18 protein-coding genes and 1 pseudogene are annotated in these 17330 nt (G+C 70.4%); 12 read left to right on the top strand and 7 right to left on the bottom strand.

Annotated features, from left to right (window positions below):
* The first annotated feature begins 21 nt into the window (after nucleotides 1-21).
* From M2165_RS18010 to M2165_RS17985, 6 genes and pseudogenes are all read left to right on the top strand, one after another.
* Nucleotides 22-1148: pseudogene (locus M2165_RS18010) on the top strand (sterol desaturase family protein).
* Nucleotides 1145-1936, top strand: coding sequence for a YaeF family permuted papain-like enzyme (locus tag M2165_RS18005; protein WP_280815950.1), 792 nt, complete (start codon nucleotides 1145-1147; stop codon nucleotides 1934-1936). The pseudogene M2165_RS18010 and the gene M2165_RS18005 overlap by 4 nt, the downstream one beginning before the upstream one ends.
* A gap of 5 nt (nucleotides 1937-1941) precedes the next feature.
* On the top strand, nucleotides 1942-3174 hold the full coding sequence (locus M2165_RS18000; protein WP_280815949.1) for an NAD(P)/FAD-dependent oxidoreductase: 1233 nt from the start codon (nucleotides 1942-1944) through the stop codon (nucleotides 3172-3174).
* A 129-nt stretch (nucleotides 3175-3303) separates the two neighbouring features.
* Complete coding sequence (gene rpsU, locus M2165_RS17995) at nucleotides 3304-3516, top strand: 30S ribosomal protein S21 (protein WP_007833691.1); 213 nt, start codon at nucleotides 3304-3306, stop codon at nucleotides 3514-3516.
* Between the two features lie 96 nt (nucleotides 3517-3612).
* Nucleotides 3613-4062 carry a GatB/YqeY domain-containing protein gene (locus tag M2165_RS17990; RefSeq protein ID WP_280815948.1) on the top strand — a complete coding sequence of 150 codons (450 nt, stop codon included), beginning with the start codon at nucleotides 3613-3615 and terminating at the stop codon, nucleotides 4060-4062.
* Nucleotides 4062-4535: an NUDIX domain-containing protein gene (locus M2165_RS17985; protein WP_280815947.1), complete on the top strand. Its 474-nt coding sequence runs from the start codon at nucleotides 4062-4064 to the stop codon at nucleotides 4533-4535. The genes M2165_RS17990 and M2165_RS17985 overlap by 1 nt, the downstream gene beginning before the upstream one ends.
* Nucleotides 4536-4558: 23 nt before the next feature.
* Here M2165_RS17985 and M2165_RS17980 read toward each other — a convergent pair whose 3' ends face one another.
* Nucleotides 4559-5317 (bottom strand): sulfite exporter TauE/SafE family protein, encoded by a 759-nt coding sequence (locus M2165_RS17980; RefSeq protein ID WP_280817571.1) that lies wholly within the window; start codon nucleotides 5315-5317, stop codon nucleotides 4559-4561.
* A 104-nt stretch (nucleotides 5318-5421) separates the two neighbouring features.
* On the opposite strand from M2165_RS17980, the gene M2165_RS17975 reads away from it, so the two are divergent.
* Nucleotides 5422-6429, top strand: coding sequence for a LysR family transcriptional regulator (locus M2165_RS17975; RefSeq protein ID WP_280815945.1), 1008 nt, complete (start codon nucleotides 5422-5424; stop codon nucleotides 6427-6429).
* Here the strand turns inward: M2165_RS17975 and M2165_RS17970 are convergent.
* Entirely contained in the window at nucleotides 6341-6907 is a 567-nt protein-coding gene (locus tag M2165_RS17970) for a nucleoside 2-deoxyribosyltransferase (RefSeq protein WP_280815944.1), read from the bottom strand. The two genes, M2165_RS17975 and M2165_RS17970, sit on opposite strands and share 89 nt — an antisense overlap.
* Nucleotides 6904-7803 carry an AraC family transcriptional regulator gene (locus M2165_RS17965; protein ID WP_280817570.1) on the bottom strand — a complete coding sequence of 300 codons (900 nt, stop codon included), beginning with the start codon at nucleotides 7801-7803 and terminating at the stop codon, nucleotides 6904-6906. Before M2165_RS17965 ends, M2165_RS17970 begins: the two co-directional genes overlap by 4 nt.
* A 179-nt stretch (nucleotides 7804-7982) precedes the next feature.
* Between M2165_RS17965 and M2165_RS17960 the strand changes: the two genes are divergently transcribed.
* Nucleotides 7983-8780, top strand: a complete 798-nt coding sequence (locus tag M2165_RS17960; protein ID WP_280815943.1) for a fumarylacetoacetate hydrolase family protein — start codon at nucleotides 7983-7985, stop codon at nucleotides 8778-8780.
* Between the two features lie 7 nt (nucleotides 8781-8787).
* On the opposite strand, the gene pmbA is transcribed toward M2165_RS17960, so the two are convergent.
* On the bottom strand, nucleotides 8788-10158 hold the full coding sequence (gene pmbA, locus M2165_RS17955) for a metalloprotease PmbA (RefSeq protein WP_280815942.1): 1371 nt from the start codon (nucleotides 10156-10158) through the stop codon (nucleotides 8788-8790).
* A 97-nt stretch (nucleotides 10159-10255) separates the two neighbouring features.
* Here pmbA and yjgA point away from each other — a divergent pair, with 97 nt between their 5' ends.
* The 3 genes from yjgA (at nucleotide 10256) to M2165_RS17940 (ending at nucleotide 12310) form a co-directional block, all read left to right on the top strand.
* Nucleotides 10256-10912, top strand: coding sequence for a ribosome biogenesis factor YjgA (gene yjgA, locus M2165_RS17950; protein WP_280815941.1), 657 nt, complete (start codon nucleotides 10256-10258; stop codon nucleotides 10910-10912).
* Nucleotides 10909-11532, top strand: a complete 624-nt coding sequence (gene mog / locus M2165_RS17945) for a molybdopterin adenylyltransferase (RefSeq protein ID WP_280815940.1) — start codon at nucleotides 10909-10911, stop codon at nucleotides 11530-11532. The genes yjgA and mog overlap by 4 nt, the downstream gene beginning before the upstream one ends.
* A gap of 106 nt (nucleotides 11533-11638) precedes the next feature.
* Entirely contained in the window at nucleotides 11639-12310 is a 672-nt protein-coding gene (locus tag M2165_RS17940; protein ID WP_280815939.1) for a winged helix-turn-helix domain-containing protein, read from the top strand.
* Here M2165_RS17940 and M2165_RS17935 read toward each other — a convergent pair.
* Nucleotides 12286-13548 carry a cation:proton antiporter gene (locus tag M2165_RS17935; protein ID WP_280815938.1) on the bottom strand — a complete coding sequence of 421 codons (1263 nt, stop codon included), beginning with the start codon at nucleotides 13546-13548 and terminating at the stop codon, nucleotides 12286-12288. The genes M2165_RS17940 and M2165_RS17935 overlap by 25 nt on opposite strands.
* Before the next feature lie 159 nt (nucleotides 13549-13707).
* On the bottom strand, nucleotides 13708-15969 hold the full coding sequence (locus M2165_RS17930; RefSeq protein ID WP_280815937.1) for a heavy metal translocating P-type ATPase: 2262 nt from the start codon (nucleotides 15967-15969) through the stop codon (nucleotides 13708-13710).
* Nucleotides 15970-16041: 72 nt separating this feature from the next.
* On the opposite strand from M2165_RS17930, the gene cadR reads away from it, so the two are divergent.
* The gene (gene cadR / locus M2165_RS17925; RefSeq protein ID WP_280815936.1) at nucleotides 16042-16512 is read left to right on the top strand and encodes a Cd(II)/Pb(II)-responsive transcriptional regulator; all 471 of its coding nucleotides are present in this window, start codon (nucleotides 16042-16044) and stop codon (nucleotides 16510-16512) included.
* A gap of 15 nt (nucleotides 16513-16527) precedes the next feature.
* Here cadR and cysE read toward each other — a convergent pair whose 3' ends face one another.
* On the bottom strand, nucleotides 16528-17319 hold the full coding sequence (gene cysE, locus M2165_RS17920; RefSeq protein ID WP_280817569.1) for a serine O-acetyltransferase: 792 nt from the start codon (nucleotides 17317-17319) through the stop codon (nucleotides 16528-16530).
* Nucleotides 17320-17330 lie beyond the last annotated feature (11 nt).

The raw sequence follows: 17330 nt of genomic DNA, 5'->3' as shown, positions 1-17330 counted from the left end.
GCAAGCAAGAGAGAGGCGGAAATGCTCGAAAAACTGAACGAATTCACGGAAAGCCACGGCGAACTGCGCCCCGGGCGCGGCCTGGTCACGGGCACCATCGCACTGAGCCTCGGCATCCTGTGCTTCCTGGGCGTGCTGGCCTTCCACTTTCCGCAGTACCTCACCACGCCGGAGCTGCGCAAGAGCTACGACGTCGAGCTGATGCGCTTCATCCTGCTGGCGGCGATGGTCGTGTCGGGCGGGCTGGCGCTGGTGAACATCATCTTCAACCGCTCGCGCTGGCTGTCCTCGGCCGCCTTCCTGCTGGTGGCCGCGGCGGCGCTGCTCGGCGGCCACAAGGTGCCGGTGAACGACTTCGCCGACAACACGCCCTACATCGGCCTGGACTGGTTCATCCTCGACCTGCTGGGCTCCTCGCTGATCTTCATCTTCATCGAGAAGCTGTTCGCGCTGCGCAAGGACCAGCCGGTGTTCCGCGCCGAATGGCAGACCGACTTCCACCATTTCGTGGTCAACCACATGATCGTGGGCTTCGTGCTGCTGGCCACCAACCTGATGGTGCACAAGTTCTTCGGCTGGGCCGCCAACGACGGCGTGCGCGGCTGGGTCGGCAACCTGCCGTTCTGGGCCGGGCTGCTGCTGATCATCCTGGTGGCCGACCTGGTGCAGTACTGGACACACCGCGCCTACCACGAGGTGCCGGTGCTCTGGCGCCTGCATGCGGTGCACCACAGCGTAAAGAGCATGGACTGGATGGCGGGCTCGCGCGCCAGCACATCCTCGAGCTGCTGATCACGCGCACGCTGGTGCTCGCGCCGATCTACGTGCTCGGCTTCAGCAAGGAAGTGATCGATGCCTACATCGTGGTGGTGGGCTTCCAGGCGGTCTTCAACCACTGCAACGTGAGCGTGCGGCTCGGGCCGCTGCGCTACCTGATCGTGACGCCCAACTTCCACCACTGGCACCACAGCCAGGACCAGGAGGCGCTCGACAAGAACTATGCGGCGCACTACGCCTTCCTCGACTACCTCTTCGGCACCGCGGTGAAGAGCACCAAGCTCTGGCCCGAGAAATACGGCGTGCTCGGCGACTACGTGCCCAACGGCTTCTTCAAGCAGTTGAAGTTCCCGTTCGTCTGGAAGGGATGAGGCGGCCCGCACGTCTTGCGGCGGTGCTGCCGGCCGCCGCGCTGCTGCTGTTGCTGCTGCCGGGCTGCGCCACGCGGCTCGACCTGCCCTCGGAAGACGCGGGGCTGCGCCTGCGCGTGCAGAGTTCGGTGATCGCGCCGGGCAATGGCGGCGAGCTGATCGCGGCCGATGCGCTCGCGCCGGGCGACATCCTGCTGACCTCGATCGCGACGGTCAATTCCTTCGGCATCCGGCTCGGCACCTTCTCGCCCGTGAGCCATGCGGTGCTCTACCTCGGCGACGGCCGCATCGCCGAGGCGGTGGGCAGCGGCGTGCGCGCCCGCGCGCTCGACGAGGTGCTGAACGAAGAGCAGATGGTGGTCGCCTTCCGCGTGCCGGGCATCGACCCGGCCGGCGCCGAGCGGCTGCGCGCCTGGGCCGAATCGCAGGTGGGCACGCGCTACAACACGGCGGGCGTGATGCTCAACGCGCCCTTCGTGCTGAACCGGCGGCTGTGCGAGCTGCCGCTGATGCCGGCCTCGGTCAGCAGCTTCTGCATCAGCGGGATGGCCACGGTGCAGCTCGGCGCGAGCCGCGACGACCAGTTCTTCTGCTCGCAGTTCGTGCTCGAAGCCTATCGCCGCGCCGGCCTGCCGATCACCGACGCCGATCCGCGCTGGGTCAGCCCCGCCGACCTGCTGCACATGCGCGAGGGCGACGTGCCCTCGATCGCCGCCCGGCAGCCGCTGCGCTACGTCGGCCACCTCAAGTACAACCCGCCGCCGCTCTTGGCCGCGGACGGGCCCTGAGCATCTTGAGCACGCCCCATCGCTTCGACGTGGTCGTGGTCGGCGCCGGCGCCGCCGGGCTGTTCTGCGCCGGGCTCGCGGGACAGCGCGGCCTGCGGGTGCTGCTGGTGGACCACGCCGAGCGCATCGCCGAGAAGATCCGCATCTCGGGCGGCGGCCGCGCCAACTTCACCAACCGCGACCTCGACGTGCGCGCGCCGCAGCGCCACTACATCGGCGACAACCCGAATTTCTGCCGCTCGGCGCTCTCGCGCTATGCGCCGCAGCAGTTCATCGACCTGGTGCAGAAGCATGGCATCGCCTTCCACGAGAAGCACAAGGGCCAGCTGTTCTGCGACGGTTCCTCGCAGCAGATCATCGACATGCTGCTGGCCGAGTGCGCCGCCGGCGGCGTGACGCACTGGCAGCCCTGCCGGCTCGGCGAGATCGTCTTTTCCGCGCCGGAAGCAGGCGCAACGGGCCCGGGCTGCTACCGGATCGAGAGCAGCAAGGGGCCGATCGAAACGCCGAAGCTCGTGATCGCGACCGGCGGCCTGTCGATCCCGCAGATCGGCGCGAGCGACTTCGGCTACCGCATCGCCGGGCAGTTCGGCCTGCGCGTGGTGCCGCCGCGTCCGGCGCTGGTGCCGCTGACCTTCGGCGGCGAGGCCTGGGCGCCCTACGCCGCGCTCGCCGGCCTGGCGCTGCCGGTGCGCATCGAGACCGGTGCGAAGAAGGAGAAGACGGCCTTCCTCGAGGACCTGCTGTTCACCCACCGCGGGCTCTCGGGCCCGGCGGTGCTGCAGATCTCGAGCTACTGGAAGCCCGGCGCGCCGCTGGTGCTCGACTTCGCGCCCGGCGTCGACGTGGCCGAGGCCCTGGGCGACGCCAAGCGGCGCTCGAAGAAGCTGATCGCCAACGAGCTCGCCGCACTGGTCCCCGCACGGCTCGCCGACGCCTGGGTCGGCCAGGACCCGGCCCTGCAGCGCCCCGTCAACGAAGCCGCCGACAAGGCCCTGGCCGCCCTCGCCGAGCGGATCGCGCGCTGGCAGATCGTGCCGAGCGGCACCGAGGGCTACAAGAAGGCCGAAGTCACCGCGGGCGGCGTCGACACGCGCGACCTTTCCTCCCAGACCATGGAATCGAAGCAGCCGGGGCTGTATTTCATCGGCGAAGTGGTCGACGTGACCGGCTGGCTCGGCGGCTACAACTTCCAGTGGGCCTGGGCCAGCGCCCATGCCTGCGCGATGGCCCTGTGAAAGCCTGAAAAGTGCTATACTCGCGGGCTAACTTTTGGCCTTCCCTCAACGGCCGCAAAAAATCTCAGTTGAGGAACCCCGGCCCGGGGCCTCGATCTCTCCGGGCCAAATTCAGTTCAACGATCATCAATGACCACCATCCGCGTTAAAGAAAACGAGCCTTTCGACGTCGCCCTGCGCCGCTTCAAGCGCACCATCGAAAAGCTCGGCCTGCTGACCGACCTGCGCGCCCGCGAGTTCTACGAAAAGCCGACCGCCGAGCGCAAGCGCAAGAAGGCAGCGGCCGTCAAGCGCCACTACAAGCGCGTGCGCAGCATGCAGCTGCCCAAGAAGCTGTACTGAGCCAGCAACGTTCGGGGCGTCCCGGACATCCGTTGCCACAGCCGCGCCAGGGAAACCTGCCGCGGCTTTTGTTTTTTTCCAACAAGGTTGCATCGAATGACCCTCAAAGAACAGATCACCGAAGACATGAAGACCGCTATGCGCGCCAAGGACTCGGAGCGCCTCGGCACCATCCGCCTGCTGCTCGCCGCGCTGAAGCAGAAGGAAGTCGACGAGCGCGTGGAGCTCGACGACGCCATGGTGGTCGCGATCGTCGACAAGCTGGTCAAGCAGCGCAAGGACTCGGTCGCCGCCTTCACCCAGGGCGGCCGCACCGACCTGGCCGAGAAGGAAGCCGCCGAGATCAAGGTGCTCGAGGTCTACCTGCCGCAGCGCATGAGCGCCGACGAAGTGGCCGCCGAAGTCAAGGCCATCGTGGCCGAACTCGGCGCCAAGGGCCCGGGCGACATGGGCAAGGTGATGGGCGCGGTCAAGACGCGCCTTGCCGGCAAGGCCGACATGGGCCAGGTGAGCGCGGCGGTCAAGGCTGCCCTCGCGAGCGCCTGATGCAAGGCGGCGGCGACTGCACCACGGTGATCCCGAAGGCCTGCGCCTGCCTCGTGGACGCGGGCGGCCGGCTGCTGGTGTTCCGCCATCCCGGCGACGGCAACATGCAGCTGCCCAAGGGCACCATCGAGCCCGGCGAAGCACCGGAGGTCGCGGCGCGGCGCGAGCTGCTCGAGGAATCGGGCATCGACCACGTCGGCCCGCTGCAGCCGCTCGGCACCCTCGAGCGCGAATGCGAGGCCGGCATCGAAGGCAACACCATCCGCCATGCGCAGCGCTGGCACCTGTTCCTGATGCGCGCCGACCGCCCGCTGCCCGAGACCTTCGAGCACGTGGCCATGGGCAGCCCCGAGGAAGACGGGCTCGTGTTCTCGTTCAGCTGGCTCTCGGCCGGCGACGACATCAGCCAGTTCACCCCGCCCTACCGGCAGACCATCGAGCGCGTGCGCGAGGCGCTGGCCGCCGCGCGCTGAGCGGCCGGCGGCGCGCCGCCGCGTCAGGCGAGCGCGTGCGCCACCATGTACGCGCCCAGCAGGGCGAGCCCCGCGAGAAAGCAGCGCCGGAACACCGCCACCGGCAGGCGCCTGCGCCACCAGGTGCCGATCGCCATGCCGCCGAGCGCCGGCAACAGCATCAGCGCCGATCCTCCCGCCACGGCGAGCGGATAGCCGCCGTTGACCATGAGCCCGAGCGCCAGCGCGACGGTCGAGGTGGTGAAGGAGATGCCCATCGCCTGGATCAGCGCATCGCGCTCGAAGCCCAGCGCCTGCAGGTACGGCACCGCCGGCACCGCGAACACGCCGGTCGCGGCCGTGACCAGCCCCGTCGCCGCGCCGACCAGCGGCCCGAGCCAGCGCGCACGCGCCGCATCCACGTGCCACTGTCGGCCCGAGAGGCCCCAGAGCGCATAGGCCAGCAGCGCCACGCCCAGCGCCACCGAGGCCCAGGCGCCGGCCGGCACCCCGAGCCAGCATGCGCCGCCGAGCGTGCCCGCCACCACCCCCGCCTGCATGCCGCCGATGCGCCGCAGCACCGGCATGAAGCTGGCGCGCGGGCCGGTCTGCCAGAGGTTGGTCACGAGCGAAGGCACGACCAGCAGCGCGGCCGCGCGCGCGGGCGGCATCCACAGCGCGAGCAGCGCCATCGAGACCGTCGGCAGGCCGAGGCCGATCACGCCCTTGATGACGCCGGCCAGCAGAAAGACCGCGGCGGCCGCCGCCCCGTGGCCTGCGAGTTCGTTCGGGATGATCGTCATCATGCCGGCGAAGTCTGCCGGCGGCCCGCGCGCCTGCAAATGCGGCTTTGGCGCAGCCGGGCTCAGGCTCAGGCTGAGGCTCCCGTGCTACCTTGCGGCCCACCATGCGATTCGATCTCACCGACCTGCGGCTCTTTCTCCACGTGGTCGAGGCCGGCAGCCTCACGGCGGGCGCGGCGCGCTCGCACATGACGCTCGCCTCGGCCAGCCAGCGCGTGCGCGGCATGGAAGACGCGCTCGGCAGCCCGCTGCTCACGCGCCATGCGCAGGGCGTGCGCCCGACCGAGGCCGGCCGCACGCTGCTGCACCATGCCCGCGTCGTGCTGCAGCAGATGGAGCGGCTGCGCGGCGAACTCGGCGAGTACGGCCAGGGCCTCAAGGGCCATGTGCGCTTCATGTGCGGCACCTCCGCGCTGACCGAGCACCTGCCCGAGGTGCTGAGCCGCTTCCTGGCCGCGCATCCGCGCATCTCGGTCGACCTGGAGGAGCGCGCCAGCCCGGACACGGTGGAAGCGCTGCGCGGCGGCCTGTGCGACATCGGCATCGTCTCGGATGCCATCGACAGCGAAGGCCTCGAATGCCATCCGTTCCGGCGCGACGACCTGGTGCTCGTGATGCCGCGCGGCCACGCCCTGGCCGGCCGTCGGCGCGTGCGGCTGGCCGAGGTGGTCGACAGCGAATTCGTCGGCCTGCCCGCCGACAGCGCGCTGCAGCAGCTGATCACCCAGCATGTGCGCGCACTCGGCAGGCACCTCGCCTACCGCGTGCGGGTGGGCAACTTCGAGGCCGTGTGCCGCATGGTGGCGTACGGCATCGGCGTGGGCATCGTGCCGCAGACCGCCGCCGAGCGCTGCGCCCGCTCGATGAAGATCGCGCGCGCCTCGCTCGCCGACGCCTGGGCCGAGCGCACGCTGATGGCCTGCGTGCGCTCCTCGCACGACCTGCCGCTCAATGCGCGGCGCATGCTCGAACACCTGATCGCGCAGCCGGACGAAGAAGAGGAAGCCGCGCGCGGCGTGGCACTCACGCCTGGGGAACGGCGAGCAGCTCCGCCACCTTCCGCAGCGCCGCTTCGGGCGTCGGCGCGAGGTGGACCGAACAGGCCAGCATGAGGTTCAGCGGCTGGCCGAAGTCCTCGACCGCCAGACCACTGCCGATCTCGCGCAGCACCCCGGTCGCATCCGGCGCGCACTGCAGCGCGGACCGGACCCGCTCCGCGTAGCTGCCCGCAGGCACGCCATAGGCCACCACCGGGATCTGCAGCGCCACGGCGGCGCCGACCTCGAACACCGTGCCCGAATCGGGCTCCTGGCCGCGGAAGCACGCGAGGTTGGCGACCACGCCATCGGCGCCGCGAAGACGCAGCATGTTGGCCTGGAAGATCTGCATTTCCGGCGCATCCGCGTTCTGCTCCTCGTTGCCGTCGGCTGGCAGCAAGGCCGCAAGCCCCAGCGCATCGCAAGCCGCCGAGAGCCGCACGAAATGGTCCCTGGCATCGGGGCGGAAGACGTCGGGGCCCGCCAGGTAGATGCGCGGACGGCCTGCCGGCCGTGGAGGCCGGGCGCGGGTCTGCGCAGGCTGAGGCGTCATTGGACGCGCGGTTCGCGGGACGGTGAAGGAAGGCCGGCCCCGCCGCGGAACTGCCGCGGCGTGAGGCCGTTGCGCAGCCGGAAGCGGCGGCTGAAGTAGACCGCGTCGCTGAAGCCGCACTGCCGGGCGATGTCGCCGATGCGCGCGTTCGACGTCAGCAGCAGTTCCTTTGCGCGCTCGAGCCGGCGCTCGGTCACGAGTTCGGTGAAGGTGCGCTGGGTCTGCTTCTTGAGCAGGTGCGCGAGGTAGTTGGGCGACAGCATCGCGGCCGCGGCGGCGTCGTTGAGCGACATCTTCTCCTCGCCGAGGTGCTCGCGCACGTAGCGCATCACGCGCTGCAGCGCATCGCCGCCGGGGCTGCGGCTGCTCTGCTGGGCCGCCTGCGCGAGCAGCGGCGCCTCGTGCCGTTCGCAGGTGAGCGCCATCAGCTGCAGCAGGATGCCGCGGATCGCGCCCATGCTGCCGAAGCGGCGCTCGCGGTTGAGTACCGCGAGTTCGTCGAGCCAGCCGAGGATGCGCGCGAAGTCCACGTCCCCGAAATGGAAGTCCATCGACTCCTGGAACAGGAACGGCGCGAGCTCGGGCTGGCGCGAGACCGGCATGGCTTCGAGCTCGAGCGGCTCGACCGCGAGTTCGGGCCACAGAAAGCCCTGGTCGAAGTTGACGATCGCATAGCGCGCGCCGGGCGGATGCGGCACCACATGCACCCGGTAGGGCCGCACGAAGCTCAGGTGCCCCGTGGTGAACGGACGCACCGCACCGCCGATCACCTGCTGCGAACCGCCGTGGATGCTGACCTGAATCTGAAAGTATTCGTGCCGGTGCGGCCGCGCGAGCACGTCGCGTGCGCCTTCGAAGCGGATGTCGAAGTCGAGGTGGTTCGCGCGCTCCTGCATGCCGTAGAGGCGCAGGCTAGATCGAAGGGCCGACATGGGCGCATGGTACGCCCGAGGCGGTGTGGGCTGCGTCCTGTTTTTGCGTAGATGCGTCCGCAAACGTGGCGGCGGCGCGCTCCAGAATGGGCCGGCCGGCCCGGCCGGCATTCCCCATGACCCAGATTCAGGAGACACCAGACATGTCCAGTTCACGACGCGGCCTGCTGGCCGGTTCGGCCGCCATCGCCACGGGCGCGATCGCCGGCTGCGCGCTGCCCGCCGGCGGCAAGTCCGCCGGCAGCCAGAAGACGCCGTTCACGGTGGCACAGGCCGCGGTGCCGATCGCCGGCACCGACCAGGTGTTCCCGGTGCGCCGCATCTACTGCATCGGGCGCAACTACGCGGCCCATGCGCGCGAGATGGGCTCCGACCCCACGCGCGAGCCGCCCTTCTTCTTCCAGAAGCCGGCCGATGCGATCCAGGTGGTGACGCCGGGCACGGTGGCCGACCATCCGTATCCGACGCTGACGAAGAACTACCACTACGAGGTGGAGCTTGTGGTCGCCCTGGCCAAGGGCGGCCGCAACGTGTCGACCGCGGACGCGCTGGGCCTGGTCTACGGCTATTCGCTGGGCCTGGACATGACGCGCCGCGACCTGCAGCGCGAGATGGGCGACCAGAAGAAGCCGTGGGAGATCGGCAAGAGCTTCGACCACTCGGCGCCGATCGGACCGATCCATCCGGTGGCGAGCGTCGGCCATTTCACCGACGGCGCGATCTGGCTCAAGGTGAACGGCCAGACGAAGCAGAACGCGACGCTCAAGCACATGATCTGGTCGGTGGCCGAGCAGATCAGCCGGCTGTCGCAGGCCTTCGAGCTGATGCCCGGCGACATCATCTACTCGGGCACGCCCGAGAACGTGGGTCCGGTGGTGCGCGACGACCTGATCGAGATCCACATCGACAAGCTGCCGGAGCTGTCGGTGCGGATCGTCTGAAGCGCGATCAGCTGCCGGCGACCTTCATTCGGTTGATCAGGATCGAGCCGGTGGTCTTGGCGCCGAAGGTGTAGGCGTCGGCGCCCACGGCCTCGATGCCGCGCAGCATGTCCTTGAGGTTGCCCGCGATCGTGATCTCCTGCACCGGGAACGCGATCCGGCCCTTCTCGACCCAGAAGCCGCTCGCGCCGCGCGAGTAGTCGCCGGTCACGTAGTTCACGCCCTGGCCCATGAGCTCGATCACGAAGAGGCCGGTGCCGAGCTTGGCCAGCATGGCGTCGAGGTCGTCGCCGGCCTTCGTGAGGCGCGAGCTCAGGATCAGGTTGTGCGAGCCGCCGGCATTGCCGGTGGTCTTCATGCCGAGCTTGCGCGCCGAGTAGGTCGAGAGGAAATAGCCTTCGAGCCGGCCGGCATCGACCACCTTGCGCGCGCGGGTGGTCACGCCTTCGTCGTCGAACGGGGCGCTGCCCTTGCCGCGCGGGATGTGCGGGTCCTCCCGCACGTCGACGTGGGCCGGCAGCACCGGCTTGCCGAGCGAGTCGAGCAGGAAGCTGCTCTTGCGGTAGAGCGCACCGCCGCTCACGGCCTGCACCAGCCCGCCGAGCAGGCCCACGGCCAGCGGCGACTCGAACAGCACCGGGCACTCGGTGGTCTTGATCTTGCGCGCCTTGAGCCGGCTCAGCGCGCGCTCGGCGGCATAGCGGCCCACGGCCTGCGGGCTCGCGAGCTCGGCGGCGGAACGCATCGAGCTGTACCAGGAGTCGCGCTGCATGTCGTCGCCCCTGCCCGCGATCGGCGCGACCGAGATCGAATGGCGCGAACTCGCATAGCCGCCGCGGAAGCCGTGGGTGTGGGCGCTGAAGAAATGGCTCTGCTGGGCCGAGACGCCGGCGCCTTCGCTGTTGGTGATGCGCCGGTCGGTGGAAAGCGCCGCCGCCTCGCATTCGAGCGCCAGCCTGGCGGCCTCCTCGCTCGTCACGTCCCAGGGGTGGAAGAGGTCGAGCTCGGGGTAGTCCTTCGCGATGTCGTCCTCGTCGGGCAGGCCGCTGACCGGGTCCTCGGCCGTGAAGCGCGCGATGTCGTAGGCCGCCTGCACGGTCTGGGCGATCGCGCCCTCGGAGAAATCGGAAGTGCTGGCGTTGCCGCGGCGATGGCCCACGTAGACCGTGACGCCCAGCGACTTGTCGCGGTTGCGCTCCACGTTCTCGAGTTCGCCCTTGCGCACCGAGACGCTGAGGCCGCAGCCCTCGGAGGCCTCGGCGCCGGCATCGGTGGCACCCAGCTTTTTGGCATGGGCCAGTGCGGTGTCGACCAGGTTTTCGAAGAAGGATCGGCTGTAGGCGAAGCCGGAATCGGCGCGCGAGGAGGATGTCGTCATGTGGTGGCTATGATACTTGCGCCCTCCATCCCGTATCGCCCTCCGGCCTTCGCGCTGCGCGTTGCAGCGCCGCACGGTGCGGCCCAGAATCCACCCCATGTCCCGCAAACCCAAAAAAGGCTATTTCGTCCGTGGCCAGTTCGTCGCCGAAGGCAGCGAACTCGACCTCGAGCTCAAGCGCGAGCTCAAGGGCACCGACGAGGCCAGCCGAACCGAACTCAAGCGCGAAAGCGCCGAACTGCAGAAGCTCGGCCAGGAACTGCTCGGCCTGCGCGCCGGCCTCTTCGATGCGCTGCCGCTCGGGGAAAAGCTCGTCGAAGCCATCGCCGACGCCAAGCGCATCACCAACTTCGAAGGCAAGCGCCGCCAGATGCAGTTCATCGGCAAGCTGATGCGCGCGCTGGAGCCCGAGGTGCTCGACGCCGTGCGCGCGGCGCTGCAGGAACAGAACAGCGTGCCTGCCGCCGAGACCGCGGCGCTGCACGAGGCCGAACGCTGGCGCGACCGGCTCATCGCCGACGACGACGCGCTCGGCGGCTGGATCGAGACCCATCCGGGCACCGATTCCCAGCAGCTGCGCGCACTGGTGCGGCAGGCGCGCAAGGACATGAAGGCCGGCCCGCCCGGCGAAGCGCCGCGCCAGGGCAAGGCCTACCGCGAGATCTTCCAGCTCGTGCGCGCGCAGCTCGCGGTGCACGGCAGCGACGACCATGCCGCCGCCGCCGCGGCGCAGGACCGGGAGGAAGACGCATGAACGCCCCCGTGACGCCGGCGGACCAGGGCCCGGGCGCGTTCGATGCCGTGCGCATTGGCATCGTCTCGGTCAGCGACCGCGCCTCCAGCGGCACCTACGAGGACAAGGGCCTGCCCGCGCTGCAGGACTGGCTCGGCAGGGCGCTGAAGAACCCGATCACCTTCGAGGCTCGGCTGATTCCCGACGAGGCGGCGCTGATCAGCGCCACGCTGATCGAACTCGTGGACGCGGGCTGCGCGCTGGTGCTGACCACGGGCGGCACCGGCCCGGCGCTGCGCGACGTGACGCCCGAGGCCACGCTGGCCGTCGCGCACAAGGAAATGCCCGGCTTCGGCGAGCAGATGCGCCAGATCAGCCTGCGCTTCGTGCCGACGGCGATCCTCTCGCGCCAGGTGGCGGTGATCCGCGACCGGAGCCTGATCATCAACCTGCCGGGCCAGCCCAAATCGATCGCCGAGACGCTCGAAGGCCTGAAGGATGCCGACGGCACGCAGCAGGTGCCCGGCATCTTCGCGGCCGTTCCCTACTGCATCGACCTGATCGGCGGCCCCTACCTCGAGACCCACGACGCGGTCTGCAAGGCGTTCCGGCCCAAGTCGGCGATCCGCCCCGGCCGCTGAGGCCGCGCCTTCGGGCCTCGGGACCACAGGCGCTCGGCGCCCCGTCCGGCGTGCGGACGGACGCCCGGCACCCGTCGATGAGCATCCGGATCGCTAACATTCCTGAATGCGAATCCTTGTCATCGAAGGTGAGCCGGCGCTGCGTGACTACCTGAAGCAGGGCCTGGAGGGAAACGGCTATGCGGTCGACGTCGCACGCGACGGTGCCGAAGGCCGCCTGCTGGCCGCCGAGGGCCGGCATGCGCTGGTGCTGCTGGACGTGATGTCCCCGGGCGCCGACGGCTTCGCGGTGCTGCAGGCGATCCGCCGCAGCAGCAGCCTGCCGGTGCTGGTGCTCACCGCCCGCGACCGGGTCGCGCACCGCGTCAGCGGCCTGCGGCTCGGCGCCGACGACTACCTGGTGAAGCCTTTTTCCTTTTCCGAGCTGCTGGCCCGCGTGCAGGCGCTGCTGCGCCGCGGCAAGCGGCCGGCCTCCAACCTGCTGCGGCTCGCGGACCTGGAACTGGACCTCGCCAGCCGCAGCTGCGCGCGCGGCCAGGCGGACATCGAACTCACCGCCAAGGAGTTCGCGCTGCTCGCGGTGCTGCTGCGCCACCGGGGCGAGGTTCTTTCGCGCGCCGCGCTGAGCGCGCAGGTGTGGGAGGACAAGCTCGGCAGCGACACCAACGTGATCGAGGTCGCGATCCGCCGGCTGCGCGCCAAGATCGACGAGCCCTTCCCCGTCAAGCTGCTGCACACGGTGCGCGGCCAGGGCTACGTGCTGGAAGACCGCTCCTGAGCCTGCGCCGCGGCCGCCGGCCTGGCGCGGCCCATGACCAGGTTGATCAGCGGCCCGGTCATCGCGGTGGTGGCGAGCGCCATCACCAGCAGCATGGTGAAGAGTTCGGGCCCGATCAGGCCGGCGTCGAGGCCGATCTTCATCACGATCAGCTCCATCAGCCCGCGCGCATTCATCAGCGAGCCCGTGGCGAGGCTGTCGCGCCAGCCGTAGCCCGCCATGCGCGCGCCGATCGCGCCGCCCGCGAGCTTGCCGAAGGTGGCCACGGCGACGATCAGCAGCATCGCGCCGATGCTCGCGCCCGAAAAGGCGTCGGCCGTGGTGCCGAGCCCCGCGAGCGCGAAGAACAGCGGCATCAGCACCACGATGGAGATCGGCTCGATGCGCTCGGTGAGCGAGCGCAGCAGACGGTCGTCGCGCGGCAGGCAGGCGCCGAACAGGAAGGCGCCGAACACCGCATGCAGATGCAGCCATTCGGTCGCGAGCGCGCAGGCGAGCAGCCCGATCATCAGCGAGGCCATTTCGGTGGTCGAGGGCTCGCCGTCGGGCGCGCGGGTGCGCAGCAGCCACGCGAAGGCCGGCTTCAGGCCGAAGAACAGCACCGCCAGCAGCACCGCCACGCCGGCCGTGGTCTTGAGCAGGCCGGCATAGCCCTCGCCCGCACCGGCCAGCGCGACCACCAGCGCGAGCAGGATCCAGGCGAACACGTCGACCACGGCCGCGGCGCTCAGCGACAGCTGCCCGAACGGCGTGCGCGTGAGGCCGCGGTCCTTGAGGATGCGCGCCATGACCGGAAAGGCCGTGATGGAGAGCGCCGCCGCCATGAACAGCGCGAACGGCCAGAAGCCCGTGCCCGCGGGCGCCAGCGCCGGATGCAGCGCCGGCGAGATCGCGATGCCCAGCACCATCGGCACCGCGACGCTGAGCGCGCCCACGTAGCCCGCCGCCTTGAGCTGCGCGCGCACGCCCTCGGTCGCACGCAGCTCGAGCCCCACCACGAACATGAAGAGCACCAGGCCGACCGTCGAGAGCGACGAGAGCCCGTCGAGGTGGCTCTTGGAGAACAGCTGGGCATGCAGTTCCGGGAACAGCGCGCCCATGACCACCGGCCCGAGCATCAGCCCCGCCGCCATCTCGCCGACCACGCTCGGCTGGCCGACGTGGCGCAGCACCCAGCCGCAGATGCGGGCCGTGCTCAGGATGACGATGAGTTGCAGCAGAAGCGAGGTGGCGGACATGGAGACGGGCGAATGGCGCGGCGGCGAAGCGCCCGATCTTAGTTTTGTTCGGGGGACTCGAACCAGCGGTCGGCCCATTGGTTGAGCGGTTTCAGCCGCTTCACGAGCTCGGCGCAGCGCCCTGAAGCTCTGCGGCGCGCCGGCGAACGCCGCTCCCGCTCAGCCGCCCCTGGGCGCGCGCATCAGCCGCAGCCCGTTCGCCACCACGAGCAGGCTCGCGCCCATGTCGGCGAAAACGGCCATCCACATGGTCGCGTTGCCGAACACCGCGAGCACGAAGAACACGCCCTTGATGCCGAGCGCGAGCGTGATGTTCTGCCACAGCACCGCATGGGCCCGGCGCGAAAGCCGGATGGTCTCGGCCACGCGGCGCAGGTCGTCGTTCATGACGACCACGTCGGCCGCCTCCATGGCGACGTCGGTGCCCGCGCCGCCCATCGCGAAGCCGATGTCGGCCTGCGCCAGCGCGGGTGCGTCGTTGATGCCGTCGCCCGCCATGCCGGCCCTGCCGTAGCGCTGCTGCAGCGCCTTCACCGCATCGCGCTTTTCCTCGGGCAGCAGGTTGCCGCGCACGTCGTCGATGCCCGCCTGTGCGCCGATCGCGCGGGCCGTGGCGGCGTTGTCGCCGGTCAGCATCACGGGCGCGACGCCGAGCGCGCGCAGTTCGGCCAGCGCGGCCCGGGAGGCGGGCCGGATGGTGTCGGCCACCGCGAACAGCGCGAGCACCGCCTCGTCCGACGCCAGCAGCGTGACGGTGCGGCCCGCTTCCTCGTGCGCCTTCAGCGCGGCCTCGAGCGCGGGGCTGCACAGGCCCTTCTCCTCGATCAGCCGGTGGTTGGCGAGCACGTAGCCGCGCCCCGCGAGCTCGGCCTGCACGCCGCGGCCCGGCAGCGCGCGGAAGCCCTCGACCGGCGCCGCATCCTGCGCGGCGAGCCCCTCGGCGATCGCCTTCGAGACCGGATGGTCGGAGCGGGCCGCGAGGCTCGCGGCGATCGCGAACACCGCGCGCTCGTCGGCGCCGCCGGCCGCATTCACCAGCGCCGACGCGACCAGCCGCGGCCGGCCCTCGGTGAGCGTGCCGGTCTTGTCGAAGGCCACGGCGCGCAGCCGGCGCGCCTCCTCGAGGTAGGTGCCGCCCTTGATCAGGATGCCGCGCCGCGCGGCCGAGGCGAGCGCGCTGACCACCGTGACCGGCGTCGAGATCACGAGCGCGCACGGGCAGGCGATGACCAGCAGCACCAGCGCCTTGTAGGCCGCCTGCAGCCAGCTCCAGCCCATGAGCCAGGGCGTGAGGAGCGCCACCGCGAGCGCGAGCACGAAGACCGCCGGCGTGTAGACCGCGGCAAAGCGGTCGACGAAGCGCTGCGTGGGCGCGCGCGTGCTCTGCGCCTCCTCGACCGCATGGATGATGCGCGCGAGCGTGGTGTCGGCGGCCGCCGCGGTGACGCGGAACTCCAGCGCCGCCGCCTGGTTGATGGTGCCCGCGAAGACCGCGTCGCCCACCGTCTTGTCGACCGGGATGCTCTCGCCCGTCACCGGCGACTGGTCGATCGCGCTCGCGCCCGCGGTCACCACGCCGTCGAGCGGCACGCGCTCGCCGGGGCGGATGCGCACGATCGCGTCGAGCGCCACCGCGTCCGCCCTCACGGCCTGCCAACTGCCGTCGGGCTGCCTGAGCTCCGCGGTCTCCGGCGCGAGCGCGAGCAGGCCCTGGATGGCGTTGCGCGCGCGGTCGACGGCGCGGGCCTCGATCAGTTCGGCGATGGCGTAGAGCGCCATCACCATCGCGGCCTCGGGCCACTGGCCGATGAGGAAGGCGCCGGTCACGGCCACGGCCATCAGCGCATTGATGTTGAGGCGGCCGCGCAGCAGCGCCGCGAAGCCCTTGCGGTAGGTGTCGAGCCCCGCGAGCGCGATGGCGCCGAGCGCGAGTGCCATCTCGGCCACGGTGGACGCCGTGCCCTCGGGTGCGAAGAAGGCGACCGACTCCGCCGCGATCGCGAGCAGGAGCGCGGCCAGCAGGCGCATGAATTCGCCGTTCACCAGGCCGCCCGGCCCTGCGCCCGTCGCCGCGGCGCGGGGCGGCGCATCGTCGAGTGCCTCGGGCTTGAAGCCCGCCTTGCGGATGGCGGCGAGCGCATCCGGCAGCGCCGCCTCGTCGGCCGAGATCGCCAGCGTCCGCTCGCCGAGCCGGAAGCGCAGGCTGCGGATGCCCGCCACCGGCTCGAGCGCGCGGCGGATCTCGGATTCCTCGACGGCGCAGTCCATGGTCGGAATGCGGAAGCGCCGCGCGCCGTTCGGCAGATCGGTGATGCCCGCGGCAGGGGCGGCGGGCGCTGCGCCGCAGCCGCCACCGCAGCACGAGGGCGCCGCGGCCTCGCCGCCGTGCGCATGGGCCTTCAAGGTGTTCGGGTTCGTCATGGATTCGATTGGAAACCCTGAAGCAGGTGTAGAGTCAAACGCCTTCTTCCGCTCTTTTTGGGTGAGCACATCATGAAAATCGGAGAGCTGGCCCGGGCCGCGGCCACGCCGGTCGAAACCATCCGGTACTACGAGCGCGAGCAGTTGCTGCCCGCACCCGCGCGCACCGACGGCAACTACCGCATCTACGACGACAGCCATGCGCAGCGCCTCGGCTTCATCCGGCGCTGCCGCTCGCTCGACATGACGCTCGACGAGATCCGCGTGCTGCTGCGCTTCCGCGACGCGCCCGGCGAGGACTGCGGCGAGGTCAACCGGCTGCTCGACGACCACATCGGCCACGTGGCCGCGCGCATCGCCGAGCTGCGCACGCTCGAGAAGCAGTTGAAGGCGCTGCGCGAACAATGCCGCGGTGGCGAGTCGGCGCAGCACTGCGGCATCCTGCACGAACTCGACACCGCCGCGCTCGCGGCCGAATCCTTGGGCGGGCATGCGGGCCACGTGCACGGCTCGCTGCACGGTGGCGCCAAGCGCCCGGGCTGAGAAAAAGCGCGCGGCCTACTTGCCGACGAGCTGCGCGAGCTTCTCGGCCTCGAAGCTCTCGTCGCGCGCCGCGTCGCAGGGCACGCAGTCCTTGCTGCCGGGGTGCACCGAGAGCTTCTCGATCGCCTGCCAGAGCAGCGCGATCTGGTGCTCCTGGCTCGCGGCGTTGTCGATCAGGCCGCGCATCGCCTGGCTCAGCGGATCGTCCTCCTGCGTGATGCCGTAGGCGGAGAACTTCTGCGGCGCGGCCACGTCGGCGCTCTCGCCCGCCTTCGACGGGATGATGCGCGCCGGAATGCCCACCGCGGTCGCGCCCGCCGGCACCGGCTTGATGACCACCGCATTGCTGCCGATCTTGGCCCCGTCGCCGACGACGAAGCCGCCCAGCACCTTCGCGCCCGCGCTCACCACCACGTTGCGGCCCAGCGTCGGATGCCGCTTGGTGCCCTTGTAGAGCGAGGTGCCGCCGAGCGTGACGCCCTGGTAGATGGTGCAGCCGTCGCCGATCTCTGCCGTCTCGCCGACCACCACGCCCATTGCGTGGTCGAAGAACACCCGCTCGCCGATCTTCGCGGCCGGATGGATCTCGATGCCGGTCATCCAGCGTGCGACGTGCGCGATGAAGCGGGCCGGCCACTTGAAGCCGTGGGTCCAGCAGGCGTGCGCCCAGCGATGCAGCACCACGGCATGGAAGCCGGGATAGAGCGTGATCACTTCCCAGGCGCTGCGCGCGGCGGGATCGCGTTCGAGAATGCACCGGATGTCGGCGCGCAACCGAGAGAACATCGCTGCCTTTGTTGTCGTTATATCGAAAGGGC

Origin of the sequence: Variovorax sp. TBS-050B, from assembly GCF_029893635.1 — a bacterium.
Taxonomy (GTDB): domain Bacteria; phylum Pseudomonadota; class Gammaproteobacteria; order Burkholderiales; family Burkholderiaceae_C; genus Variovorax.
Note: the sequence above shows the minus strand (reverse complement) of the source record. Positions and strands in the feature narration are given on the sequence as shown.